General features: G+C 38.5%; 22 protein-coding genes. 16 read left to right on the top strand and 6 right to left on the bottom strand.

The genetic code is table 11. The features are described from left to right. Positions 1 to 47 precede the first annotated feature (47 nt). Positions 48 to 800 carry a class I SAM-dependent methyltransferase gene (locus GAB14E_RS04965; protein ID WP_033083701.1) on the bottom strand — a complete coding sequence of 251 codons (753 nt, stop codon included), beginning with the start codon at positions 798 to 800 and terminating at the stop codon, positions 48 to 50. 151 nt (positions 801 to 951) lie between these two features. On the opposite strand from GAB14E_RS04965, the gene gloB reads away from it, so the two are divergent. After that, positions 952 to 1749, top strand: a complete 798-nt coding sequence (gloB, locus tag GAB14E_RS04960) for a hydroxyacylglutathione hydrolase (RefSeq protein ID WP_033083702.1) — start codon at positions 952 to 954, stop codon at positions 1747 to 1749. Between the two features lie 106 nt (positions 1750 to 1855). After that, on the top strand, positions 1856 to 3493 hold the full coding sequence (locus GAB14E_RS04955) for a lytic transglycosylase (RefSeq protein WP_033083703.1): 1638 nt from the start codon (positions 1856 to 1858) through the stop codon (positions 3491 to 3493). Between the two features lie 142 nt (positions 3494 to 3635). Here the strand turns inward: GAB14E_RS04955 and GAB14E_RS04950 are convergent, their stop codons facing one another. Next, positions 3636 to 4121: a hypothetical protein gene (locus tag GAB14E_RS04950; RefSeq protein ID WP_033083704.1), complete on the bottom strand. Its 486-nt coding sequence runs from the start codon at positions 4119 to 4121 to the stop codon at positions 3636 to 3638. A 100-nt stretch (positions 4122 to 4221) separates the two neighbouring features. On the opposite strand from GAB14E_RS04950, the gene GAB14E_RS04945 reads away from it, so the two are divergent. From GAB14E_RS04945 to uspE, 11 genes are all read left to right on the top strand, one after another. Next, the gene (locus tag GAB14E_RS04945; protein WP_033083705.1) at positions 4222 to 4992 is read left to right on the top strand and encodes a Crp/Fnr family transcriptional regulator; all 771 of its coding nucleotides are present in this window, start codon (positions 4222 to 4224) and stop codon (positions 4990 to 4992) included. Between the two features lie 431 nt (positions 4993 to 5423). Then, positions 5424 to 6848: a cytochrome-c oxidase, cbb3-type subunit I gene (gene ccoN / locus GAB14E_RS04940; RefSeq protein ID WP_033083706.1), complete on the top strand. Its 1425-nt coding sequence runs from the start codon at positions 5424 to 5426 to the stop codon at positions 6846 to 6848. Between the two features lie 11 nt (positions 6849 to 6859). Then, positions 6860 to 7504 carry a cytochrome-c oxidase, cbb3-type subunit II gene (gene ccoO, locus GAB14E_RS04935; protein ID WP_033083707.1) on the top strand — a complete coding sequence of 215 codons (645 nt, stop codon included), beginning with the start codon at positions 6860 to 6862 and terminating at the stop codon, positions 7502 to 7504. Between the two features lie 5 nt (positions 7505 to 7509). After that, positions 7510 to 7716, top strand: coding sequence for a cbb3-type cytochrome oxidase subunit 3 (locus tag GAB14E_RS04930; protein WP_033083708.1), 207 nt, complete (start codon positions 7510 to 7512; stop codon positions 7714 to 7716). After that, complete coding sequence (gene ccoP / locus GAB14E_RS04925; protein ID WP_033083709.1) at positions 7709 to 8680, top strand: cytochrome-c oxidase, cbb3-type subunit III; 972 nt, start codon at positions 7709 to 7711, stop codon at positions 8678 to 8680. Before GAB14E_RS04930 ends, ccoP begins: the two co-directional genes overlap by 8 nt. Positions 8681 to 8911: 231 nt before the next feature. Beyond that, the gene (locus GAB14E_RS04920; protein WP_033083710.1) at positions 8912 to 9427 is read left to right on the top strand and encodes a FixH family protein; all 516 of its coding nucleotides are present in this window, start codon (positions 8912 to 8914) and stop codon (positions 9425 to 9427) included. A 97-nt stretch (positions 9428 to 9524) separates the two neighbouring features. After that, on the top strand, positions 9525 to 12059 hold the full coding sequence (locus GAB14E_RS04915) for a heavy metal translocating P-type ATPase (RefSeq protein ID WP_033083711.1): 2535 nt from the start codon (positions 9525 to 9527) through the stop codon (positions 12057 to 12059). Between the two features lie 83 nt (positions 12060 to 12142). Beyond that, the gene (ccoS, locus tag GAB14E_RS04910) at positions 12143 to 12358 is read left to right on the top strand and encodes a cbb3-type cytochrome oxidase assembly protein CcoS (RefSeq protein WP_033083712.1); all 216 of its coding nucleotides are present in this window, start codon (positions 12143 to 12145) and stop codon (positions 12356 to 12358) included. Positions 12359 to 12361: 3 nt separating this feature from the next. Beyond that, complete coding sequence (locus tag GAB14E_RS04905) at positions 12362 to 13102, top strand: sulfite exporter TauE/SafE family protein (protein ID WP_033083713.1); 741 nt, start codon at positions 12362 to 12364, stop codon at positions 13100 to 13102. Positions 13103 to 13156: 54 nt separating this feature from the next. Further along, the gene (fnr, locus tag GAB14E_RS04900; protein ID WP_033083714.1) at positions 13157 to 13876 is read left to right on the top strand and encodes a fumarate/nitrate reduction transcriptional regulator Fnr; all 720 of its coding nucleotides are present in this window, start codon (positions 13157 to 13159) and stop codon (positions 13874 to 13876) included. A gap of 153 nt (positions 13877 to 14029) precedes the next feature. Further along, a complete protein-coding gene (gene uspE / locus GAB14E_RS04895; protein WP_033083715.1) occupies positions 14030 to 14977 on the top strand; it encodes a universal stress protein UspE in 948 nt (315 codons plus the stop codon). A gap of 84 nt (positions 14978 to 15061) precedes the next feature. Here the strand turns inward: uspE and GAB14E_RS04890 are convergent, their stop codons facing one another. The 4 genes from GAB14E_RS04890 to GAB14E_RS04875 form a co-directional block, all read right to left on the bottom strand. Further along, positions 15062 to 16063 (bottom strand): 5-oxoprolinase subunit C family protein, encoded by a 1002-nt coding sequence (locus GAB14E_RS04890; protein WP_081967876.1) that lies wholly within the window; start codon positions 16061 to 16063, stop codon positions 15062 to 15064. 44 nt (positions 16064 to 16107) lie between these two features. After that, entirely contained in the window at positions 16108 to 16869 is a 762-nt protein-coding gene (gene pxpB / locus GAB14E_RS04885; protein ID WP_033083716.1) for a 5-oxoprolinase subunit PxpB, read from the bottom strand. Further along, the gene (locus tag GAB14E_RS04880; protein ID WP_033083717.1) at positions 16869 to 17594 is read right to left on the bottom strand and encodes a 5-oxoprolinase subunit PxpA; all 726 of its coding nucleotides are present in this window, start codon (positions 17592 to 17594) and stop codon (positions 16869 to 16871) included. The genes pxpB and GAB14E_RS04880 overlap by 1 nt, the downstream gene beginning before the upstream one ends. Positions 17595 to 17773: 179 nt before the next feature. Continuing rightward, the gene (locus GAB14E_RS04875) at positions 17774 to 18616 is read right to left on the bottom strand and encodes an isopenicillin N synthase family dioxygenase (RefSeq protein ID WP_033083718.1); all 843 of its coding nucleotides are present in this window, start codon (positions 18614 to 18616) and stop codon (positions 17774 to 17776) included. 186 nt (positions 18617 to 18802) lie between these two features. Between GAB14E_RS04875 and GAB14E_RS04870 the strand changes: the two genes are divergently transcribed. The 3 genes from GAB14E_RS04870 (at position 18803) to add (ending at position 21989) form a co-directional block, all read left to right on the top strand. Continuing rightward, entirely contained in the window at positions 18803 to 19795 is a 993-nt protein-coding gene (locus tag GAB14E_RS04870) for a hypothetical protein (protein WP_231562088.1), read from the top strand. 162 nt (positions 19796 to 19957) lie between these two features. Beyond that, the gene (locus GAB14E_RS04865; RefSeq protein ID WP_033083719.1) at positions 19958 to 20863 is read left to right on the top strand and encodes an endonuclease/exonuclease/phosphatase family protein; all 906 of its coding nucleotides are present in this window, start codon (positions 19958 to 19960) and stop codon (positions 20861 to 20863) included. A gap of 136 nt (positions 20864 to 20999) precedes the next feature. Next, positions 21000 to 21989 (top strand): adenosine deaminase, encoded by a 990-nt coding sequence (gene add / locus GAB14E_RS04860; protein WP_033083720.1) that lies wholly within the window; start codon positions 21000 to 21002, stop codon positions 21987 to 21989. Positions 21990 to 22001 lie beyond the last annotated feature (12 nt).

Raw genomic sequence — 22001 nt, forward strand, 5'->3', positions numbered from 1 at the left:
TATTTTTCGTCGTCCCTCCCTGTTTTATGTCCGTTTATTGCTTGGTTTTACTTGCTCACTTTTGATTTATTTGAACGTAAGCTATTGACTTTAACCGGTCGAAATTCAGGTCGTAATTGCCACTTAGGTTTAATGGGTGTTAACGGCAACACCCGCTTTTTGGCGATAATTACATAGACCGAGCCTAATGCAGGTAAATAGTCTTTAGCAAAGTTATGCCATTTACTCTGCAGACTCTCGAAACTTACTTCCCCTGTTAAACTGCTATGTAAACAACGTTGATCCGCTAAAATTTCAAAACCCATTAGATGTAGCCAGTCTTTAATGCGCATCGGGGAGAAGAAGTGTTCATTCCAGGGAGTTTTACTTCGTCGATAGGGCAATAAACGATTTAAGCCAACCAGGCTTAACGGATTAAAGCCGGTTAACACCAGATAACCATTGGGGATCAATACTCTATTCGCTTCACGAATGACATGATGTGGGTCAAGTGAAAACTCTAAAGCATGGCTTAATAAACAGACATCAACACTATGCTCTTGTAGGGGCAAATCATCAATCTCACCAACCACGTTCGTTAAATCACTTTTAACACTGATATTTACTTGATGATTTATAGTGCAATCGGCTATTTCTAGTTCACTGCTTAATGCGCCAAGTTTTACTAAGTGATAACCAAAAAACTTTGGCCACCACAACGCCAGTTCCTGTTCTATTGCCTTTTTAATAACCTCACCATTAGGCAAGGCTTGCCATGATCGAGGGTAATGCGGCTGTCTAAAAGCTAACGCTGGTTTCATAGAGTCTTCTTTAAAGCTTATTATATTACGAGTATAATAAGCTTGATGGTTGTAATGCTACAACAATATTTAATTGTGCTAAATGCCAATACCGAACTAACTATATAACTAATTAAATGAAGTATATAACGAACTAAGGGTAAAATCTCATATGTCTAACACTCACCATATTGTTACAGCAATACAAGCCTTCAACGATAATTATATTTGGGCGTTAGCTGAGAAAAATAATGATAAAATTACCCTCATCGATCCGGGTGATGCGGGTGTTTGCATTGATTACCTACAAGAAAGCAATTTAGTCTTATCAAATATTTTGATTACTCATCATCATAGCGATCATGTTGGCGGTATTAAAAACTTGCTTGAATACGCCAAACTTCGAAAATGGCAGGTTACTGTTTATGGACCTGCCAGTGAAAATATCGCTCAGCTTGATATTACATTAAAAGAAGGTGATGCAGTCACCTTAGCTGACACTCATTGCCAGTTAAATGTGCTTGATCTACCTGGCCATACTAAAGGTCATATTGCTTATTATAATAAAGATATACTCTTTTGTGGTGATACTTTGTTTTCAGGTGGTTGTGGCCGATTGTTTGAGGGAACACCAGAACAAATGCATCACTCGCTATCAAAATTAGCCAGTTTACCAGCAAATACCTTAATCTACTGCGCGCATGAATATACTCAGGCCAACCTGGCGTTTGCTTTAGCCGTTGAGCCCGACAACAATGATTTGCATAAATATTCAGAGCTAGTAGCTTTAAAGCGTGATAAAAACCAAGCAAGCATACCAAGTAATATTGCACTAGAGCGACAAATAAATCCTTTTTTACGCTGCCATGAGCCAGCTATTAAACAAGCCGCACAAGCTTATAGTAAGAAGAAACAAACTAGTGATAGTGAGGTTTTTTCAGTAATTAGAGCATGGAAGGATAACTTCTAATCACATAAACAACACATGCCTTATAGCGGGATTTATTTTTAACTAACGCTTAATTATGCTAAGGTCCTACATCATTTTTTATTCCCGCTGATTTTACTGGTTTTTCATGAAGTATTTAATATTACCCGTTGTAGTTCTTTTAGCTGGCTGTCAAAGCCTCTCCTTAAGTGAAAGTAATGTAGCAGATAATGCTCAACTAGAAACTGCAGACGCGGTTGAAATCCATCAAGCATTATTAGCAGATGAAAGCATTGATGTAACCCACCCAATTGCTGATGTTGAATTTTCTCTAAAAGATAAAAAGTCTCTGGCAGAAAATAATATTTGGCCACGCATTCAAAGCCAGCTAACTTTTGATATTCCAGAAGAAAAACGTCTTGTATCTCAACGTAATTGGTATGTAAAACACCCAAGTTACCTAAAACGTGTAGCTAAACGAGCTGAGCCCTTCCTTTATTATATCGTTGAAGAATTAGAAAAAAATGATATGCCCATTGAACTGGCACTTTTACCCGTAGTAGAAAGTGCTTTTGACCCTTTTGCTTATTCCCATGGCCGCGCTTCTGGTATGTGGCAATTTGTACCAGCCACTGGTGAACGTTTTGGCATGAAGCAAAACTGGTGGTATGACGGCAGGCGAGATATTGTTGCTTCAACGCAAGGTGCGATTAAATACCTGAAGTATTTACATAAATTCTTCGATGGTGATTGGATGTTAGCGTTAGCCGCTTATAACTCTGGCGAAGGTCGTGTTAGAAATGCAGTTAGAAAAAATAAACGCCTAGGTAAACCTACCGATTTTTGGTCACTTGATTTACCAAGAGAAACTCGTGCATATGTACCAAAATTATTAGCTTTAGCTGATATTATAAAACGGCCACAAGATTTTAATTTAACCCTATATTCAATTGATAACAAAACTGTTTTGAGCCAAGTTGACATCAAATCACAACTTGATTTAGCGAAAGCGGCAACATTAGCAGGTTTAACATTAGCCGAATTACAACGACTCAATCCTGGTTTTAATCGTTGGGCTACCGACCCCGATGGCCCTCACCGCTTATTATTACCTACTCATACAGTTGAAAAATTTGAGCTCGGCCTGAATAAATTAAGTAAAAAAGATCGTTTAGCTTGGCAGCGCTATAAAATTAAAAATGGTGACAATTTAGGGGTAATTGCCAACAAATTTAATACCCGTGTTGATTTAATACAACAAGTAAACAACATTAAAGGCAATCAAATTCGTGCCGGTAAACATTTACTTATTCCTGTCGCAGCAAAATCACTAGATAGTTATGTTTTTTCACAAGAGCAGCGCATTGCTAAAAAACAAAGTAGACCTGGTAAAGGTCGCAAGGTGGTCCATACAGTAAAATCGGGTGACAACCTATGGGACATAGGCCAAAAATACAAAGTGAATGGTAAAAGCATTGCTAAATGGAATGGTTTTGCGCCAAGAGATACCTTAAAGCTAGGTCAAAAGTTAGTCATTTGGCAAAAAGATACCAACAAGTCGAACAATTCAAGCTACGCCAATAGTAAAACGGGTAACAATGTCGAAAATGCTATTATGCGCAATATTACTTATAAAGTCCGTCGTGGTGACTCTTTTGCGCGCATAGCTGATAAATTTAATGTTCGCATTAGTGATATCGAGCGTTGGAACAAGCTTGATAGAAATAAATATTTACAGCCAGGCCAGCGTTTAAAGCTTTCTGTGGATGTGACTAATAATATTTAGCCAGCGACTTACTTGACTCAAGCACGCAAAGTAATTAACTGGTTCAGCCTTTGAATTACTCAAATATGTGTAGACAAAACGAGCATTAATGCTCGTTTTTTTTCCTGTTTTTCTTGTCTCTACTTAGCTTAACCTGATGAGGTTATAAACGCTGACTAGTAAAATCGACAAAGGAAGTCTGTTTCTGCTCCAACGTTTCTACAGTTATCCACAATCGCCAAACCATTTTGTCTTCACTACAACTCGCTAATAAGCTTTGCGCTGAATAAATTGTTCCCTCAGCTGATTGCTCGAAAAAAATAGGCACCTTGCCCATAAACATTTCCTTGCCTTCTAAATAGGCTGAGACCTTACTAATACGTTGTTTAGCCCCTTGCTTAGACTGGGAAAATTCAGTTAGTTCAGCTAATTCAATAACAAAAGGTAACTCGGTTTTTATTTCGGCCCCTAACTGCGGTTGAGAAAACTTGACACTAAAACTAACAAATTCTGTATTAATTTCACACACACTCTGACTATCAATACATTGTGCTGGTATTTTATCAGTCATGGTTTTTTCTTGTTCAATGACAGGTGTACACGCGCTAATAAGTAAAACAAGTGCGATGAAAAATAGTTGTTTTGCCACGATAAATGCCTAATCTCTGCGATAAAGTTGTTATTATCTACTAACGTCAGTAAACTAGCCAGCCTTAGTATTAGCTATCTACACTAGTTTCCCTGATATCATGACCATAACCAGTAAAGCGGCAATGCAAGATGCTGAACACTATATAGACTGTGAGAAATGTTCAATGCAAGCAGTTTGCCGACCTATCGGCTCAGAAGAGCAAACCATTGATTTAACGAGTAACTATTTAACTAGGCAGGTTAAAGTAAAGGCAAACCAAAGTTCATCACTTAATTTAAGGCAAACACCTGGTGCAAAACTGTTTGAGCAAGGCCAGGCGCTAACAGCAATATTTGCTGTGTGTACGGGTACATTTAAATTATCTAGAAAAAACGAAGCTGGTATTGAAAGAGTGGTTGGCTTTCGTTTTCCTGGTGAGTTAATTGCTGAAGACGCATTATTTTTAAAAGAGTATAACTACAGTGCAATCGCCCTAGGTGATAACACTGTGTGTAAAATTAACGTCGAAAAGTTATCCGCATGCTCTAAAGTCGCACCTGAATTTCAACAAAATTTAATTCTGTTACTAACCAAACAAAGCTTTGAACAACAGCGTAATTCACAAGCACTAATAGGCCAGAAATCAGCTGAATGTTTACTTGCAGCTTTTTTACTTAATATTTGCCAACGTAATGCAAAACACTCAGGCTGCGATACTCAAACGGAATTAGCCATTAGTCGTCATGATATTGCCAGTTTCCTTGGTATACGTCGTGAAACACTTAGCCGATTGTTGTCTAAATTCCAACGAGAACAACTTATTAAGATTAAAAACAAACACCTAACCTTACTGTCAATCGATGGTTTAAAGCAACTTGATAATAACTAGCCTTAATCGGGTAGGTAATTAAACTAGCTTATACTTTTAATCTGCTGAAAATCGTCTATAAATAGGGTTAGTCCTAAGTACATTAATATTTATCAAATGATGAAATGTAATTGATAAAAAATCTTTGCTAACTCATTGACTTTTTATTACCTTTTTATCTTGTTGTAAATATCCATATTTGATTTAGGGCTAATTCTCTTTTATTGATCTACATCAAATTTAAACGCGCATAGTTGTTGATTTATATGCTCTGCAAAGGGTAAAATTGCCGGGATTTTGACACATTCACTTACACTGACGTGACATATATCACAGCTCAATGAGCAAACACATAGAGTTAGTATGAATTGTGTCCTATATCTAAGATTTTTACTTTAGGTATTACAGCAAAACATACTATCGATTAATAATAACACTGCGGAATTCTTAACATGACCACAAGTAATACGTCAGCAGTAGACTACAACTTCGATGTTGTACGTCAGTTTACTGTAATGACTGTAATCTGGGGAATCGTTGGTACACTTGTAGGTGTACTTATCGCGGCACAATTAATTTGGCCTGCGTTAAACTTCGATACACCTTGGTTAACCTACTCCCGTCTTCGTCCACTTCATACTAATGCGGTAATTTTTGCCTTTGGTACAAGTGCTTTATTTGCCACGTCTTATTACGTAGTGCAACGTACCTGTCAAACCCGATTATTTGGCGGTAAATTAGCAGCCTTTACCTTTTGGGGTTGGCAAGCTGTTATTGTTGCAGCGGTAATCACCCTACCTTTAGGTTATACCTCTTCAAAAGAGTACGCTGAGCTAGAGTGGCCAATTGATATTCTCATTGCTGTGGTATGGATTTCCTACGCCATTGTTTTCTTTGGCACTTTAATTAAGCGTAAAACTTCACATATTTACGTGGCTAACTGGTTCTTCGGTGGTTTTATTATCACTGTTGCGGTATTGCACATTGGTAACTCAATGGTAATTCCTGTTTCGGCAATGAAGTCATATTCCATCTATTCTGGTGCTATCGATGCCATGATGCAGTGGTGGTATGGACATAACGCCGTTGGTTTCTTATTAACTGCTGGTTTCTTAGGTATGATGTATTACTTCGTACCAAAACAAGCCGAACGTCCAGTTTACTCTTACCGTTTATCTATTGTTCATTTTTGGGCACTAGTTTCTTTATATATTTGGGCTGGCCCACATCACCTACATTACACTGCATTGCCTGATTGGGCACAGTCTGTTGGTATGGTAATGTCTATCGTATTATTCCTACCTTCATGGGGTGGTATGATCAACGGCATTATGACCCTTTCTGGCGCGTGGCATAAACTCCGCACCGACCCTATTTTACGCTTCTTAATTGTTTCATTATCTTTCTACGGTATGTCTACCTTTGAAGGCCCAATGATGGCGATTAAATCAGTAAATGCTTTATCTCATTACACTGACTGGACTATTGGTCACGTACATTCAGGCGCGCTAGGCTGGGTTGCTATGATTTCAATTGGTGCTATGTACCATTTAATCCCAGTATTATTTAATCAAGGACGTATGTTCAGTATTCGTCTGATTAACGTGCATTTTTGGTTACACACTTCAGGCGTAGTACTGTATATCGTTGCTATGTGGATTTCAGGTGTTATGCAAGGGTTAATGTGGAGAGCAGTAAACAGTGACGGTACGTTGACATACAGTTTCGTTGAAAGTTTAACCGCATCTTACCCGTTCTACTTTATGCGTTTCATCGGCGGTGTGTTAGTTGTTGCTGGCTTTATATTAATGGCCTACAACATGTTTAAAACAATTTATGCTAAAGACGGAAGTCTTAAGCCTATTGAAGCAGAATAAGGAGAATAGACATGAAAAATTCACATGAAAAAGTTGAAAAAAATGTTGGTCTGTTCTTTCTATTTACAGTCTTTGCAATCAGCATCGGTGGTTTAGTAGAAATTACGCCATTGTTCTTCCAAAAAGAATTGGCAACACCCGTTGATAACTTAAAGCCTTATACAGCCCTACAAATGGAAGGCCGTGATATCTACATCCGTGAAGGTTGTAGTAACTGTCACAGCCAAATGATTCGTCCATTTCGTGCTGAAACAGAGCGTTACGGTCATTACAGTGTAGCCGGCGAGCATGTTTGGGAACATCCATTTTTATGGGGTTCTAAGCGTACTGGTCCTGATTTAGCACGTGTTGGTGGTCGTTATAGTGATGATTGGCATATTGCCCACTTAACAGACCCTCGTTCAGTGGTACCAGAGTCAAACATGCCAGCTTATAATTGGTTAAACACTAATACTCTTGATGGTGAAATAACAGGTAAAAAGTTAGAAACATTTAACTTTTTAACACGTAATCGTAGTCATAAAGATGAAAATGGCAAAGCAATTCCGCTTTATACTCAAGCAGAAATTGACGGTGCTAAAGATGCGGTAAAAGGTAAAACTGAAATGAGTGCCTTGATTGCTTACCTGCAATCACTTGGCCATGCGTTGAAGTAGCCCTGATGGATTACGGAACACTTAGAGGGCTTGTTGCCCTCCTTATATTGGCGTTGTTTATTATCATTGTTGTATGGTCATATTCAAAAAAGCGTAAAGACTCATTTGATGATGTCGCAAACTCTATTTTTGAAGAAGACAAAGTAAATACAGCAGATAAAAAACGTCATCTCGATAAAGATAGCAAACAGGAGACGAATAATAATGTCTAGCTTCTGGAATATATGGGTTTGGGTTCTTACCCTTGGCTCGTTAGTAGGTTGTTTTTTAATACTACGTATGTGCTTAAAGAACTTCGCAGGCGTTGAAGAAGGCGAATCAATGGGTCATACTTTTGATGGCATTGAGGAGTTAAACAATCCTTTACCTAAATGGTGGAGCACGTTTTTCTTATTAACAATCGTTTGGGCATTTGGTTATATTGCACTTTATGGTTTAGGTGGTTGGGGTGGTCTGTTAGGTTGGAAAAGCTCAAACCAGGGTATTTTAAACCTAGCGGAATCAAAAGCTAAAACCTTAGAGAACCTAAGTAAAGATTCTGGCGTATTAGTACAATATGACCGTGAAGTTGCCGCTGCTGATGCTAAGTACGGTCCAATATTTGACGCTTACGCTGCGCGTAGCATTGAAGATTTAGCAACCGATGGCGAAGCATTGAAAGTGGGCCAACGTTTGTTTATTCAAAACTGTTCACAATGTCATGGCTCTGATGCACACGGTACTACCGGTTTCCCTAACCTAGCGGATAAAGACTGGTTGTATGGCGGCACACCTGAAATAATTAAAGAGACCATTATGAATGGTCGTATTGCTACTGGTATGATGGCTTGGGAAGGCGCATTAGGCGGCGACCAAGGTGTTAAAGAGGTTGCAGCTTACGTTATCAGCCTAAGTGGTCGTTCTGTTGACCCTGAGTTAGCCAAAGCAGGTAAAGGTAAGTTTGCCTTATGTGCTGGTTGTCATGGCCCTGAAGGTCAAGGTAGCTTAGCTTTAGGTTTACCAATGGGCGCGCCAAACTTAACCGATAATATCTGGTTATATGGTGGTTCAAAACGTGTGATTGAAGAGTCTATTCGTTATGGCCGTGCTGGTGTTATGCCGCCATGGAAAGACATTCTTGGTGAAGAAAAAGTTCACTTAATCAGTGCTTATGTTTATAGTCTTTCGCAAGATTAATAAGCAATATCACTGATATTGAATGAGTTAGCTCAAAACTGTTCATGTAGACAGTTTTAGCCAGCATTTCACTTATTAAAAAAGCCCTTGTTACAGTTTGTAATCAAGGGTTTTTTTATACTTTTTACTGAGCTGAAAACTAGCTGCTAGCTCAGAATAAAGTTATAATCTACCCACTTTTAATACCATACATTAAACCTACTATTATTTATTATGGCTTCATCTAATCTTATGAAAACATCTGAACCAGAGCAAATTTCTTATTGGTATCGTGAGCCTTGGGCTTGGGTCGTATTCCTATTACCTTTAAAGGCTATTATCGTAGGTATCCCTTATTATATTATTGCCAATACCAATCCCGACCCCATAGTGATCGGCGATTACTACAAAAAGGGGAAATATATTAATTTAGAAGTCTCTAAGGTCAAATTGGCACAAAAATTAGGCATGAAGTTTGCCCTTAAAATGACTGACAATGAGTTGATTATCAAACCAACAGGCATAGAAAAAGTATTCCCTGTACTCAATATTAATTTTTTCCACCCTACTTTGGAAGGCAAAGACTTTAACCTTGCCTTAACACCTGATGGTAATGGACATTTTAGACACCAATTTGATCACCCAGTTAACGGTAAATGGAAACTAACACTGAGCTCTTTTAAAGGTGACTGGAAGATTCAAAATACCATTTACTTACCGCAAAGTAACTTTATTGATATTGTGCCTGATCCAACCAGAGCGCAATAACTTAGTCGGATAGGGAAGCCTATCGGGAAAGAACACATTTATCTCATACCCATAAGCAGATGCTACGTTAGCGTTTGCTTTTACTAGAAAGTAAACCATGACTAATAACTGTTTCCATTGTAGTGAAGTTGTACCTATCGGTATTAACCTATTTGTTACCATCAATCATACCAGCCAAGCTATGTGCTGCATTGGCTGTCAAGCTGTCTCCCAAACTATAGTTGACAATGGTTTAACGCAGTATTACTCAGTGAGAACGGAGCCAGCTCAAAAAGCACAATCACTTGTGCCTGAGCAGTTGCAAAAAAACAAGTTACTTGATGAAGCGGTTTTACAAAGCGAATTTGTTTTTCAAGGTGATAGTCAGGAACAAGACTCTAAAGAAGCGATATTAACCATTGATGGTATGAGTTGCGCGGCTTGTGCTTGGCTTATCGAAATGCAACTAGATAAACTGAAAGGCTTACTCAGTATAACCGTTAATGCGACCAGTCAAAGAGCTACGATAAGATGGCAAGATAATGCAATAAAGTTAAGTGCTATTTTATTAGCTATTGAAAATATAGGCTATCAAGCTCTGCCTTTTAAAGCCAATGATGCGGAATTAAATAACAAAAAGCAAAGTAAAGCGTTTATCAAACGTCTAGGTATTAGCGGTATTTTAATGATGCAAATCATGATGATAGCGGTTGGCCTTTATTTCGGTGCTTTTACTGATATGGCTGAGCACAATAAAATCTATTTACGCTGGGTCAGCTTCATCTTAGCAACACCGATTATTTGTTATGGTGCTCTACCCTTTTATACTGGCGCGATAAAAGCCCTTAAAGCAAAACGTTTGTCTATGGACGTACCTGTATCTATTGCCATTATTTTAGCCTTTTCAGCCAGCGCTTGGGCGACAATTACTCAGCAAGGAGAAGTGTATTTTGAGTCGGTTTCTATGTTCACTTTTCTTTTGCTTATTGGCAAGTTCTTAGAATTTAGAGCCCGCTCTCGCGCCGCAGAAGTTTCAGCCAACTTGTTAAAGTTAATGCCGATGACAGCGACTAAAGTTATTACTATCAATGATACCAAAAATAGTGATAAAGAAAAAAACCAAGCAACTAACACAGAAGTACTGATTGCGGCAAAACAGCTCATTAAAGGTGATATTGTTATTATTAAGCCCGGTGAGGTTGTACCTGCCGATGGCATTATTACTTCCGGCATTAGTCAATTAAATGAAGCCATGCTTTCAGGCGAACAATTACCCATAAGTAAAACAATAAATGACAATGTATTTGCTGGCACAATCAACGGCGATGGCAATATTACGGTGCAGATAAAGCAATCGACCGGCCAATCTTTTTTAAGCCAACTCATTCGTTTAAGTGAACAGTCACAAGCGCACAAACCCAAAATAGCTAAGCTATCTGATAAAATAGCACAGTATTTTGTTGCGCTTATTCTATTAACCTCTATTGCTACAGCTATCTACTGGCAGCAACATATGCCAGAAGAAGCTTTTTGGATTACCCTTTCTGTTTTAGTAGCTACCTGCCCCTGCGCACTTTCGTTAGCAACTCCTACCGGCTTAACGTGCGCTACTACACGGTTAAATCGTGCTGGCATAATGATCAAAGGCGGTCATGTTATGGAAACCATGCCGCAAATAAACTGTTTTGCTTTTGACAAAACTGGCACCTTAACTACAGGTGAATTCACCATTAACAAGGTTGAGTTAATCAACAACGATTTAAATATTACTGACTCAATTATTTCTGGCTCAAGTACTACTGGCTCAAAGGATACTGGTGAAAAATGCAACCAAGAACAAGTACTCGCCATTGCAGCGGCATTAGAGGCGCACTCTGAGCACCCGATTGCCAAATCCTTTGCCGAGCATAGAGATTACAACCTAACGGCTGAAAAAGTTACAGTGCATTCTGGCAAAGGGGTTACTGGTACTATTGATAATATTGCTTATGCCATTGGTAAACTATCTTGGTTAGAAGAAGATATTAATCCTGATGATATTAACACACGAACACATAACGTTAATATAAGCGGTGCCAGCTGTATCTTAATGGCTAATAAACAAATCATTGCCGCTTTTTATCTAGTGGATAAAATTCGTGATGAAGCCTTTAATACCCTATCAAACCTTAATAAAAACAATAAAACCCTATTGTTATCTGGTGATAGTCAAATAGCTTGTGACACTATTGCGCAAAACCTACCTGTTAATATTACTTTGGGTGGATTGAGTGCCCAAGATAAAATGCAGCAACTTAAAAAAGCTCAAGCACAAGGTTATAAAGTTGCCATGACAGGTGACGGTGTTAATGACTCACCAGTATTTGGTGCCGCACATGTATCAATAGCCATGGGTTGTGGCGCGGATATCACCAAAAGTGGCGCCGATGTTATTTTACTTAATAACAAACTAAGTAGCATCAATACCTTAATAAAAGTTTCTCATCGCACTCGTCGAATAATTTTCCAAAATTACTTATGGGCCTTTGGTTATAATGCTATTGTATTACCCTTAGCTGTGGCAGGGCATATCACGCCTTATATGGCCGTAATTGGCATGTCGGCCAGCTCGATTTTAGTTATTAGCAATTCATTACGTTTACTTAAAGAGTAAGCTAAAAATAAGTTGAAGAGTAAACTAGCCAGCCACAGCAAAACGAGTAAACTTATTGTGAATAAATTAGTTGTGAGTTAAAAATGAGCATTATTTATATTTTAATCCCTGTCGCCGTGTTATTAACCGCTTTGGGCATTTATCTATTTTTCTGGGCAGTGAAAGCTGAACAATTTGATGACCTTGAAAAGCAAGGCATGAGTATTCTTTTTGACGATGAGCCAGTAAATAACATCAACGAAGAAAAGCCAGAGGATGAAATAGAAAGTACCAATAAAAAACAGGAAACCCCCAAGTAACCAATGAGCTTAGATCTATTTTCAGCTTTTATCATCGGCTTACTTGGCTCTGGTCACTGTTTAGCCATGTGTGGTGGCATTACCACTATGCTCACTTCGGCTATCAACAAGCCTGGTAATCAAAACCAAAGTAGAACCAGCAGTTTAGGTGATATTCCAACATCACAACAATCAACCTGCTCACCCGTTGCATTTAGCTTGAACCTAGTCTTGTTTTACCATGTTGGACGCATTGCGAGTTATTGCTTAATCGGCGCAATAGTTGGCTTTACCGGCTCTATAGCCGCAAAAAACATAGGTTTACCTATTGCAGCTCTACGCCTAATTGCCGCAGTTTTTGTTATTTTATTAGGTTTATATATAGGCCAATGGCTGTTATGGCTAAACCGAATAGAGTCGTTGGGTAAAGGCTTATGGCGTTATTTATCGCCTATGGCTAAACACGTTATTCCTGTTGATAATAGTAAAAAGGCGCTTGGTTTAGGGGCTTTATGGGGCTGGTTGCCTTGTGGTTTAGTGTATTCGACCCTAACTTGGGCACTTGCAAGTGGCAGTCCCCTAACTGGCGCTACCATTATGCTGTGTTTTGGCTTAGGTACTTTACCTGCCTTAGTCGCCTTATCACTTGGTATTGGCGGTATAAAGAAACTACTGGTCAACACCGCCTTTCGCAAAGTCATGGCTATTTCCCTTATTGGCTATGGTATATACAGTTTTATTGTTGCATATCAACTAACGTTCTAATAACATATATCTGTCTTAAAGTTAGCGTTAATAGCTACGCCATAGAGTATTATCATGTCAAATAAAAGTAGTCCCACGACCCAACATATCAAGTGTCAAAACTGTAGTATTAGTGAGCTGTGTTTGCCTTTTTCATTAAATGATAAAGAACTTGATTCTCTTGACGACATTATTGACCGTAAACGTCCGATACATAAAGGCGATAAAATTTTTCATGACGGTCAAGAAATGCATGCCTTATATGCAATACGCTCTGGTACGTTCAAAACTTTCACCGTTAATAAGCAAGGTGAAGAACAAATTACTGGTTTTCATCTAGCCGGTGACTTACTTGGTTTTGATGCTATTGCTGAAAGTAGCCACCCTAGTTTTGCTCAAGCACTTGAAACCTCTATGGTCTGTGAAATTCCCTATACAAGTTTAGATGAATTATCGAACACTATGCCTAAGCTTAAAAAGCAGGTATTGCGTTTAATGAGTAATGAAATAAGAACAGACCAAGAAATGTTAACACTGCTTAATAGAAAAAATGCCGAACAACGTGTTGCAACCTTTATAGTAAGTTTAAGTGAGCGTTATCATGCACGTGGATTATCCTCGACACAGTTTCGCTTAACCATGACTCGTAGTGATATTGGTAATTATATTGGCTTAACGGTTGAAACCATTAGCCGTTTATTAAATCGTTTCCATAAAAGTGGCTTAATTAACGTAGATGGTAAATTAATTTCAATTATTGATATCGACAAGCTTTGCGATACAGCAGCTCTATAACCCTATATTCCTCCTTGTTATGGCTTTCATTATCCATAAGATAATAAAGCCATAACAAAACAAACTTGATTTAAAACAAGCATTAATTTGTCAACTTTGCTATAAATAACGTATCGTTTATGAACTTTACTATTTATTTTGCCAGAGGTTGCCATGGACATGTATCAAAATATCCTTGTTGTGATTGATCCGACAACAGACGAACAAAAAGCCCTTAAACGAGCCATTGAGCTTGCCTCAAAAATCACCTCTGCTCGGCCTGAGCAACAAGTCAATATCATCGCTTTTTTTAGCATTTTTGATTTCTCTTATGAAATGACCACTATTTTATCTAGTGGAGAGCGCGACACCATGCGTCAAATGGTTATTAATGAAAAGCAGCTATGGATAGATGACATAATCTCTGCCACCAATAGCCAAATAAACATCAGCAGTAAAGTGGTCTGGCATAATCGCCCTTTCGAAGCCATCATTGAGCAAGTTCTCGAGCATAACTATGACTTAGTGATCAAAGGCACACATCAGCATGATAAGTTCAAATCAGTGGTGTTTACGCCAACCGATTGGCATATTTTAAGAAAATGCCCTTGTCCGGTATTACTGGTTAAAGATCACGAGTGGCCGGAGCAAGGTACCGTTTTAGCGGCCGTAAATGTCGGTAGTGATGAAGCTGAGCACCTTTCTTTAAATAATACCATTACCAAGCAGGCGAAGAATATCGCCCAGCTAATTAATGCCAATGTTCACTTAGTTAATTCTTATCCGGGTACGCCGGTAAATATTGCCATTGAAATTCCTGAGTTTGACGCCAGTGAATACAATAGTGCTATGAAGTCTCATCATAATGAGGCTATGAATAAACATGCAAACAGTTTTAACATCGCACTAACTAATACACATGTAGAAGAGGGATTACCAGAAACAGTCATTGAACAAGCGGCGTTAAAAATTGATGCTGAATTAGTCATTCTTGGCACCGTGGGTCGCACTGGCATTTCCGCCGCTCTTATTGGTAATACTGCCGAACACGTTATTGACCAATTAAACTGTGATGTACTGGCACTAAAACCAGATGGCTATGTGTCACCACTGGCTGATTAACATTATCATCGATTAGCTATCTCTAAATATAAAGGCAAATCCATAATAGGTTTGCCTTTTTAATATAAAATTTTCGAGATTCATTTAATTGCAGCTGATAAGCTGGGTTTGTTTTAAACGACTTATATTAAGATGAAAGAGGTTATCTGCCTGTGACATAGAAATAGGCTCAAAACGCACACTATCCCCTTGGCGTAATTGCGAAAGTTTTGCGCAATCTTGTGAGATAACAGCACCAATCTTAGGGTAACCACCAATAGTCTGCCTATCATTTAGTAAAATAATGGGTTGACCATCCGCAGGTAGTTGCACCGCGCCATAACAAATACCTTCCGACAAAATACCATCAAGCGCTGGCTTTATTGCTCGTCCTTGTAAACGATATCCCATACGATCCCAGTGTTTACTTACGTGGTATTGACATGAAAAAAAGAGTCTTTTACCTATCGCTGAAAAACTTTGATGCTGATAACTCAAGATAGTACGTAACACTACTTCATTCGAGTACTTTGGCTGCCCATGTTCAGCTAACATTAACAATTTCAGCTGACTCCTTGATTTATCAATTGCTTGGCAGGGCAATAGGTCATCGGTAACGATTTTATCACCATTAATGCCACCTACCGACTCTCGACATACGGTTGCCGTGCTACCGAAACTTGGTTTTATATCAAAACCTCCTGCCACGGCCAAATAACAACGAACTCCCTGAGATGTATAACCTAAGTTAATCTTATCGCCAGCTTTTATTAAATAACTTCGCCAAAGTAGTTTTTTGTGACCATTAATTGTCAGTGGCATAGCGGCGCCAGTCACGGCAATAACGCAATTTACTTGGGCTAATAACTCTAAGCCGCCCAAACTGATTTCAATGCTTGTTGTATTAAGCGCGTTACCACACAACTTATTAGCCCAATAAAAAGCTAACGGGTCTGCTGGGCCGCCATTAGTCAGGCCTAAATTAAACGCTCCATATCGGCCAGCATCTTGAATTAAGCTCAATACGCCAGCATTAGTAACTAAAAGCCCTAAAGCGGTTTCATTTGCATTACTCGTAGCGCCTGTGCTTTTGTTGTGACTTTTCACTTTATCAATTCCACATTAATATTCACTTAGTCTTAGTCTTAGTCTTAGTCTTCACTATCATTAACTAAGTTAGATAAGACACCACCTAGATCAAGATATTCCTGTTTATCGATACCAACAAACCTCACTCTATCACCTACTTCAACAGGCATGGTTGGCATTGCTTGGGCATTAAACATATCTGTGGGGCACAAACCTATGATATTCCAACCGCCTGGGGATTGGGCAGGATAAACGGCAGTTTGTCTATCTGCAATGGCGACAGCCCCTTTAGGGACTTTTAAACGAGGCGTGGCTAATCTTGGTGTCGCGATACGCTGCTCAACCTCACCTAAATAAGCAAAGCCCGGTGCAAAACCGATAGCATAAACGCGATATTCATGGTTTTGATGTAAAGCAATCACTTGCTCGACAGTTAATTTTGCGTGCTTGGCAATACGTTCTAAATCCATGCCCGACGTCAGTGAATAATAAACGGGTAGCTCAATTAATCTGCCCTGCTTGTTCTTTGTGCCGCCGCATTGCCTTAATAGTTTTTTCAGCTTGTTACGTAAGTGATGATGATCAGTTTCTAATAAGTTAAACATCACTAAAATAGAGGCATATGATGGGATAAGATCGATAATATCTGCTGATAAATGTTGACGGATCAGCTTAGCCGCATGTTGAACATTACTGCTTATATCATCAGTCACTTTATCAGCTTTGATGATTGACGACGATCGACTCTCATCAACAAAATAAAGCATTAAAGCATTCTCACCAGCAACTTCTAGGTGAATATGGTCATTTATCTGCGTTGACATCAGCGCATCAAGTCTTTAATTTCGCGAATTGCCTGTACAGCAGAAATGTTGTCGCCATGTACACATAAACTATCAACACTTAACTTGAGTACTTTACCTGAGATGGTAGTAACGCTACCTTGCTCTGATAGTTGCTTAACTTGCGCTAACATCGCCGGTTTAGTTAACACAGCGCCAGCTTGGCTGCGGGCTAATAACCTGCCTTTATCGTCATAACAACGATCGGCAAAAGCTTCACTATAAACATCAACCCCTAATTTACTCGCCTGTTTTTTATATTCCGCAAGGTCTGCTGTCGCTTGTAACATCAAAGTAAGCTTTTTCGGGTATTGAGCAAGTGCCGTTAAAATGGCATTAAACACTTCTGGTTTAACCATCATGTCGTTATAAAGCGCACCATGGGGTTTTACATAATCGACTGTTAACCCTTGAACCTTTGCCATGCCATCCAATGCTGCCACTTGATAATGTATAAGCGCTATAATCTGCTCGGATGAACAAGCCATTGAACGACGACCAAAACCAACCAAATCAGGGTAGCTTGGGTGCGCACCAACACTTACTTGATATTGTTTAGCCAGTGCCAATGTCTTTTGCATCACTAACGGATCACCACCATGAAAGCCACAAGCAATATTAGCTTGATCAATATAAGGCATCACCTCACTATCAAGCCCCATAGTCCATGCACCAAAGCTTTCACCTAAATCACAGTTTAATTTCATTGTTATCATTGCCTACTGGATATTTCGAGTATTGAGTTAATCAATCGAATAGGTAGTTATGATACCCAAAGTTAGTGCTTAAAACAGTAACTTATTAGCGCAATTAGTTTCATAATAAAAAAGCCGATAAGTGACTGCACTTATCGGCTTAATATGTATACCTGTTAAAACGTAGAGGGTTAAGCTTTTACCCCTAACTCTCGTAAACGCTCGAGTAAATAACTGGCTTGAGTATGATTTTCAGATAAAACCACTTCACTGCGAGGATGCAAAAATAAAGGTAAAGAAATTCGAGACTTATCACTGCCCTTACCCGTAGGGTTGATAACACGATGACTTGTCGATGGAAAGTAACCAGCCGAGGCTTCTTGTAACATATCACCAATATTAATAATAAGATTACCAAAGTCAGACGGCACATCCATCCACTGGCCATCTTGATCTTGCACTTGCAGGCCTGGCTCATTGGCTGCAGGCAATATAGTCAGTAAATTAATATCTTCATGAGCAGCAGCTCGAACGGCACCCGCTTCTTCACTGCCCGTCAGCGGTGGGTAATGCAATATGCGCAATAAGGTATTTGGAGTATCTTTAATCATAAGAGATAACGCTTGTGAATACTTGCACGCCACATCTGCTGGACTGTGGGCTTCTACCCAGTCAAGTAACTCAGCAGCAAGCTCAGATGTTAACCGATAATATTCCAGAATTTCAGCTTCGAGTTGTGCAGGGATACGTCCCCAAGGGTAAACATGATAATATTCCTTAATATCTTTTTGACTATGACCTTTTGCCGTTTCAGATATCTCAGTAGAAAAATAACCATCTTGCCTCTCTGGATCAAAAGCAAATGCGTGTTTCTCTTCGCTTAAAAAAAACGCCTGCCAGCTCTGGTAAATTGACTCAACTAAACCTTGTTTTATTGGATGATTAATAAGCACACCAAAACCGGTTTCATGTAAACTTTTGACAAATTTTTCTGCCGCTTCTTTGGCGGTGTAATCGACCACTTGTACTTGCATAATCTGCTCTCTCTTTAAACATATTCTTTGCCCTAATGATGAGATTTTACTCTTTTATTAATTTTGTTCAACCGCCTAATGATAAAAACCTGACCGAATGGTCATTTAAAATATCAAAGTAGACTTGCAAAAATAACTGTCATTAGATAGCTTAACTTTTATTATTTTCTTTTGAAGTGGTTACAGATGATTTTCATCATTAATTTATGGCAAAAAAGGTGCTCCTACCTAGTATTTTTATTTTTCAGCACCGCTAGCTCTGCACTATGCGCGCAAACTATCGTTATACTGGCCGATACCCCCTACAGCGATAAAGAAAAAACCATGCTGCAAGGGCCTAATGGTAATTTATATCGTTTGATTAATGAAATAAGTCCCAGTGTAGTTATGCACCTAGGTGACTATAAAAGTGGTGGTAAGTCTTGTACTAACACCCTACTAAAAGAGCATAAAGCCCTATTAACTCAAATCTACCCAGGTAGAATTATTTATACCCCCGGAGACAATGATTGGACAGATTGTGATAGAGCATCGCTAGCTTATAGTTTTGATGAATTAGAACGATTAGAATATTTAATAAAGTTGATGTACCAGACTTCACCGCTATTAACAGACAATTTAAAGGCGATTACTTCACAAAAAGCGCAAGTAGAAAATACATTGTGGATTAATGACAGGTTAGCAATAAGTACCATACACCTTGTTGGTACCAGTAACGGTCGAGTTCAAATCGAAAAATCACAACAAAAAATCGCTCTTAAAAAAGTTGATAAACGAGATGATTTAAACCTTATCTGGCTCAAAAAAATTGAAGAAGAAGCAAAAAACTTTGATGCTTTAATTATTGGCTTTCAAGCGGATATATATCAAAAGTCAGTCTTAGAAAGTGAGGCTTGTGATAATACACCTATAAAAACATGTGATGCTTTTACTGTTTATCGTCAAGCATTTAAAGACCTAGCCAAACGAATCAAGAAACCAATACTCATTAGCCATGGTGATACCGGAGCATTTTGTTTTGAAAAATTAGAAGATAATCTATGGCATTTAAATGCCGCAGGTGACTATCGATATCTTGATGCAACTAAAGTAACCTTTAATAAAAAATCATCTGACAATCCCTTTATTATAAACGCTCTACTCAACCCTGACTTTCCTAGTATTGGTTGTGTAAATTAATGGAGCCTCGCGCAGTATACTTTTTCATTCAGCTTGTGTCTTAACCTATAAGTGTGTAATGTCTCAACTCAAAACAGACCATTTGGTCAGGTAAATGCATTATATATATTTAACTGCTAGTTCATATTGGCGTTAAACGTTAAATTTAACAGAGAAGTCTTGATGAAAAACTCGATATTAACAGCCCTAGCACTAATTATGCCGCTAATGAGTAGCTTTAATACACAAGCCGATGAAGTGAAAATTGCTTCATGGAACATCGCTTGGTTAGGATCTCATGAATATAATCAACGCAGCGAAGCTGATTACCAGCAATTAGCCCTGTATGCTAAACAGTTAAATGCTGATGTAATTGCATTGCAAGAAGTTGAAAGTGAGTATTGGGCACGGAAAGTTTTTGGTGATGATTATGATTATTACTTTTCGACTAAAGACTGGGTACAACGTGTTGGTGTCGCGGTAAAAAAATCTCAAGATTTTAGTGTTAAAGCAAAAGAGTATAAAGCATTAGATATTGGCAAGGTACGCCATGGAATGGATATAACACTCACCAAAAACGATAAAACATTGCACCTACTTGCGGTACATTTAAAATCAGGGTGTTTTGCTAATCCATTAGATAAGAGCAGCATAAATGCAATGCCAAGTAAAAGTGATAAAGAAGTAAGACGTAAAGAGGCCTGTGATAAACTCAACAAACAAATAGAGCCTTTAGAGCAATGGATTAATTTACATGCAGAGCAAAACTCAGCTTATATTATATTAGGTGATTTTAATCGCCGATTTTCTCAGGATATTTCCTTAAAATACTCGGAAGACCAGGGTTTATGGCAAGCATTAAATGATGAAGGTCAATCCGCACTTTGGACACCAACGATGACTATTAATTCAGACTGTTGGGACGGCTATTATAAAGACTATATCGATCATATTATTTTTAGCCCTAAAGCTAAAACAAAATATATTGATAACTCATTTAAGCAATTGGTTTTTAAAGAAAAGTACACCAAAAAATTATCACGGAATTTAAGTGACCATTGTCCAATATCAGTTCAACTCAAGCTTTAGGCTATAACTGAGATCATGCTCACTTCTAATAGAGTCTTTGCCATAGACTTAAGTGAACAGGTAATACAGTGGGTAATATCTATAATTATAATAAAGAGTTTTCCACCTAAATTTTCACAACTAGGACCTTTTTAACATGTTCAACAAACAACTTCCCCTCGTTGATTTACATCGACATTTAGATGGCAACATTCGCCCAGCGACTATTTGGCAGCTAGCACAACAAAATAATATTAAATTGCCTACTGACAATTTCGAGTCGTTTATTCCTCATGTACAAATCACGGACAGTGAAGCTGATTTGCTTGCCTTTTTGAAAAAACTAGATTGGGGTGTTGGTGTGTTAAAATCCCTTGATGATGTTGTTCGTATTGGCTTTGAGAATGTTGAAGATGTCTTTAATGCAAACATTGATTATGCCGAATTACGATTTTCACCTTATTACATCGCCATGACTCACAACCTGCCAATTGAAGGTGTGGTTGAAGCCATTATTGAAGGGGTAAATCAGGGCAGAAATAAATTATCTACTAAAATTAATTTAATGGGCATTTTAAGCCGTACTTTTGGTGTTGAACATTGTCAAAGCGAACTAAACGCCCTACTTGCTTATAAAAATGATTTAGTTGCGGTAGATCTTGCTGGCGATGAATACAATTTTCCCGGTACTCTGTTTGAAAGTCACTTCAAACAAGTAAGAGATGCAGGTTTGAATGTTAGTGTTCACGCCGGTGAAGCAGCAGGCCCTGAGAGTGTATGGCATGCCATTGAAAAATTAGGTGCTACACGTATCGGTCATGGTGTTGCTTGCGCTAAAGATCAAAAATTAATGGATTATATGCGCGATCATCAAATTAGTCTTGAGTCTTGCCTTACCTCTAATTACCAAACAGGCACTATCAAAGACTTATCAAAACATCCCGTAAAAACCTTTTTAGCAAACGATTTATTGGTGTGTTTAAATACCGATGACCCTGCGGTTGAAAACATTGAACTAGCTGGTGAGTTTGAAGTTGCCCGTAAAGTACTTGGGCTTAATGCTGAACAAATAAATAAACTACAACGTAATGCTGTACAAATGAGCTTTTTATCTGAAAAGGAAAAGCAGACATTGCTCAATATTTAGTAAAATGCGGCG

Origin of the sequence: Colwellia psychrerythraea (assembly GCF_000764185.1) — a bacterium.
Lineage (GTDB): Bacteria > Pseudomonadota > Gammaproteobacteria > Enterobacterales > Alteromonadaceae > Colwellia > Colwellia psychrerythraea_B.

Coding starts and splice junctions, on each gene's coding strand:
- GAB14E_RS04965 (WP_033083701.1), bottom strand. CDS start 800: ATGAAACCAGCGTTAGCTTTTAGACAGCCGCATTACCCTCGATCATGG.
- gloB (WP_033083702.1), top strand. CDS start 952: ATGTCTAACACTCACCATATTGTTACAGCAATACAAGCCTTCAACGAT.
- GAB14E_RS04955 (WP_033083703.1), top strand. CDS start 1,856: ATGAAGTATTTAATATTACCCGTTGTAGTTCTTTTAGCTGGCTGTCAA.
- GAB14E_RS04945 (WP_033083705.1), top strand. CDS start 4,222: ATGACCATAACCAGTAAAGCGGCAATGCAAGATGCTGAACACTATATA.
- ccoN (WP_033083706.1), top strand. CDS start 5,424: ATGACCACAAGTAATACGTCAGCAGTAGACTACAACTTCGATGTTGTA.
- ccoO (WP_033083707.1), top strand. CDS start 6,860: ATGAAAAATTCACATGAAAAAGTTGAAAAAAATGTTGGTCTGTTCTTT.
- GAB14E_RS04930 (WP_033083708.1), top strand. CDS start 7,510: ATGGATTACGGAACACTTAGAGGGCTTGTTGCCCTCCTTATATTGGCG.
- ccoP (WP_033083709.1), top strand. CDS start 7,709: ATGTCTAGCTTCTGGAATATATGGGTTTGGGTTCTTACCCTTGGCTCG.
- GAB14E_RS04920 (WP_033083710.1), top strand. CDS start 8,912: ATGAAAACATCTGAACCAGAGCAAATTTCTTATTGGTATCGTGAGCCT.
- GAB14E_RS04915 (WP_033083711.1), top strand. CDS start 9,525: ATGACTAATAACTGTTTCCATTGTAGTGAAGTTGTACCTATCGGTATT.
- ccoS (WP_033083712.1), top strand. CDS start 12,143: ATGAGCATTATTTATATTTTAATCCCTGTCGCCGTGTTATTAACCGCT.
- GAB14E_RS04905 (WP_033083713.1), top strand. CDS start 12,362: ATGAGCTTAGATCTATTTTCAGCTTTTATCATCGGCTTACTTGGCTCT.
- fnr (WP_033083714.1), top strand. CDS start 13,157: ATGTCAAATAAAAGTAGTCCCACGACCCAACATATCAAGTGTCAAAAC.
- uspE (WP_033083715.1), top strand. CDS start 14,030: ATGGACATGTATCAAAATATCCTTGTTGTGATTGATCCGACAACAGAC.
- pxpB (WP_033083716.1), bottom strand. CDS start 16,869: ATGTCAACGCAGATAAATGACCATATTCACCTAGAAGTTGCTGGTGAG.
- GAB14E_RS04880 (WP_033083717.1), bottom strand. CDS start 17,594: ATGAAATTAAACTGTGATTTAGGTGAAAGCTTTGGTGCATGGACTATG.
- GAB14E_RS04875 (WP_033083718.1), bottom strand. CDS start 18,616: ATGCAAGTACAAGTGGTCGATTACACCGCCAAAGAAGCGGCAGAAAAA.
- GAB14E_RS04870 (WP_231562088.1), top strand. CDS start 18,803: ATGATTTTCATCATTAATTTATGGCAAAAAAGGTGCTCCTACCTAGTA.
- GAB14E_RS04865 (WP_033083719.1), top strand. CDS start 19,958: ATGAAAAACTCGATATTAACAGCCCTAGCACTAATTATGCCGCTAATG.
- add (WP_033083720.1), top strand. CDS start 21,000: ATGTTCAACAAACAACTTCCCCTCGTTGATTTACATCGACATTTAGAT.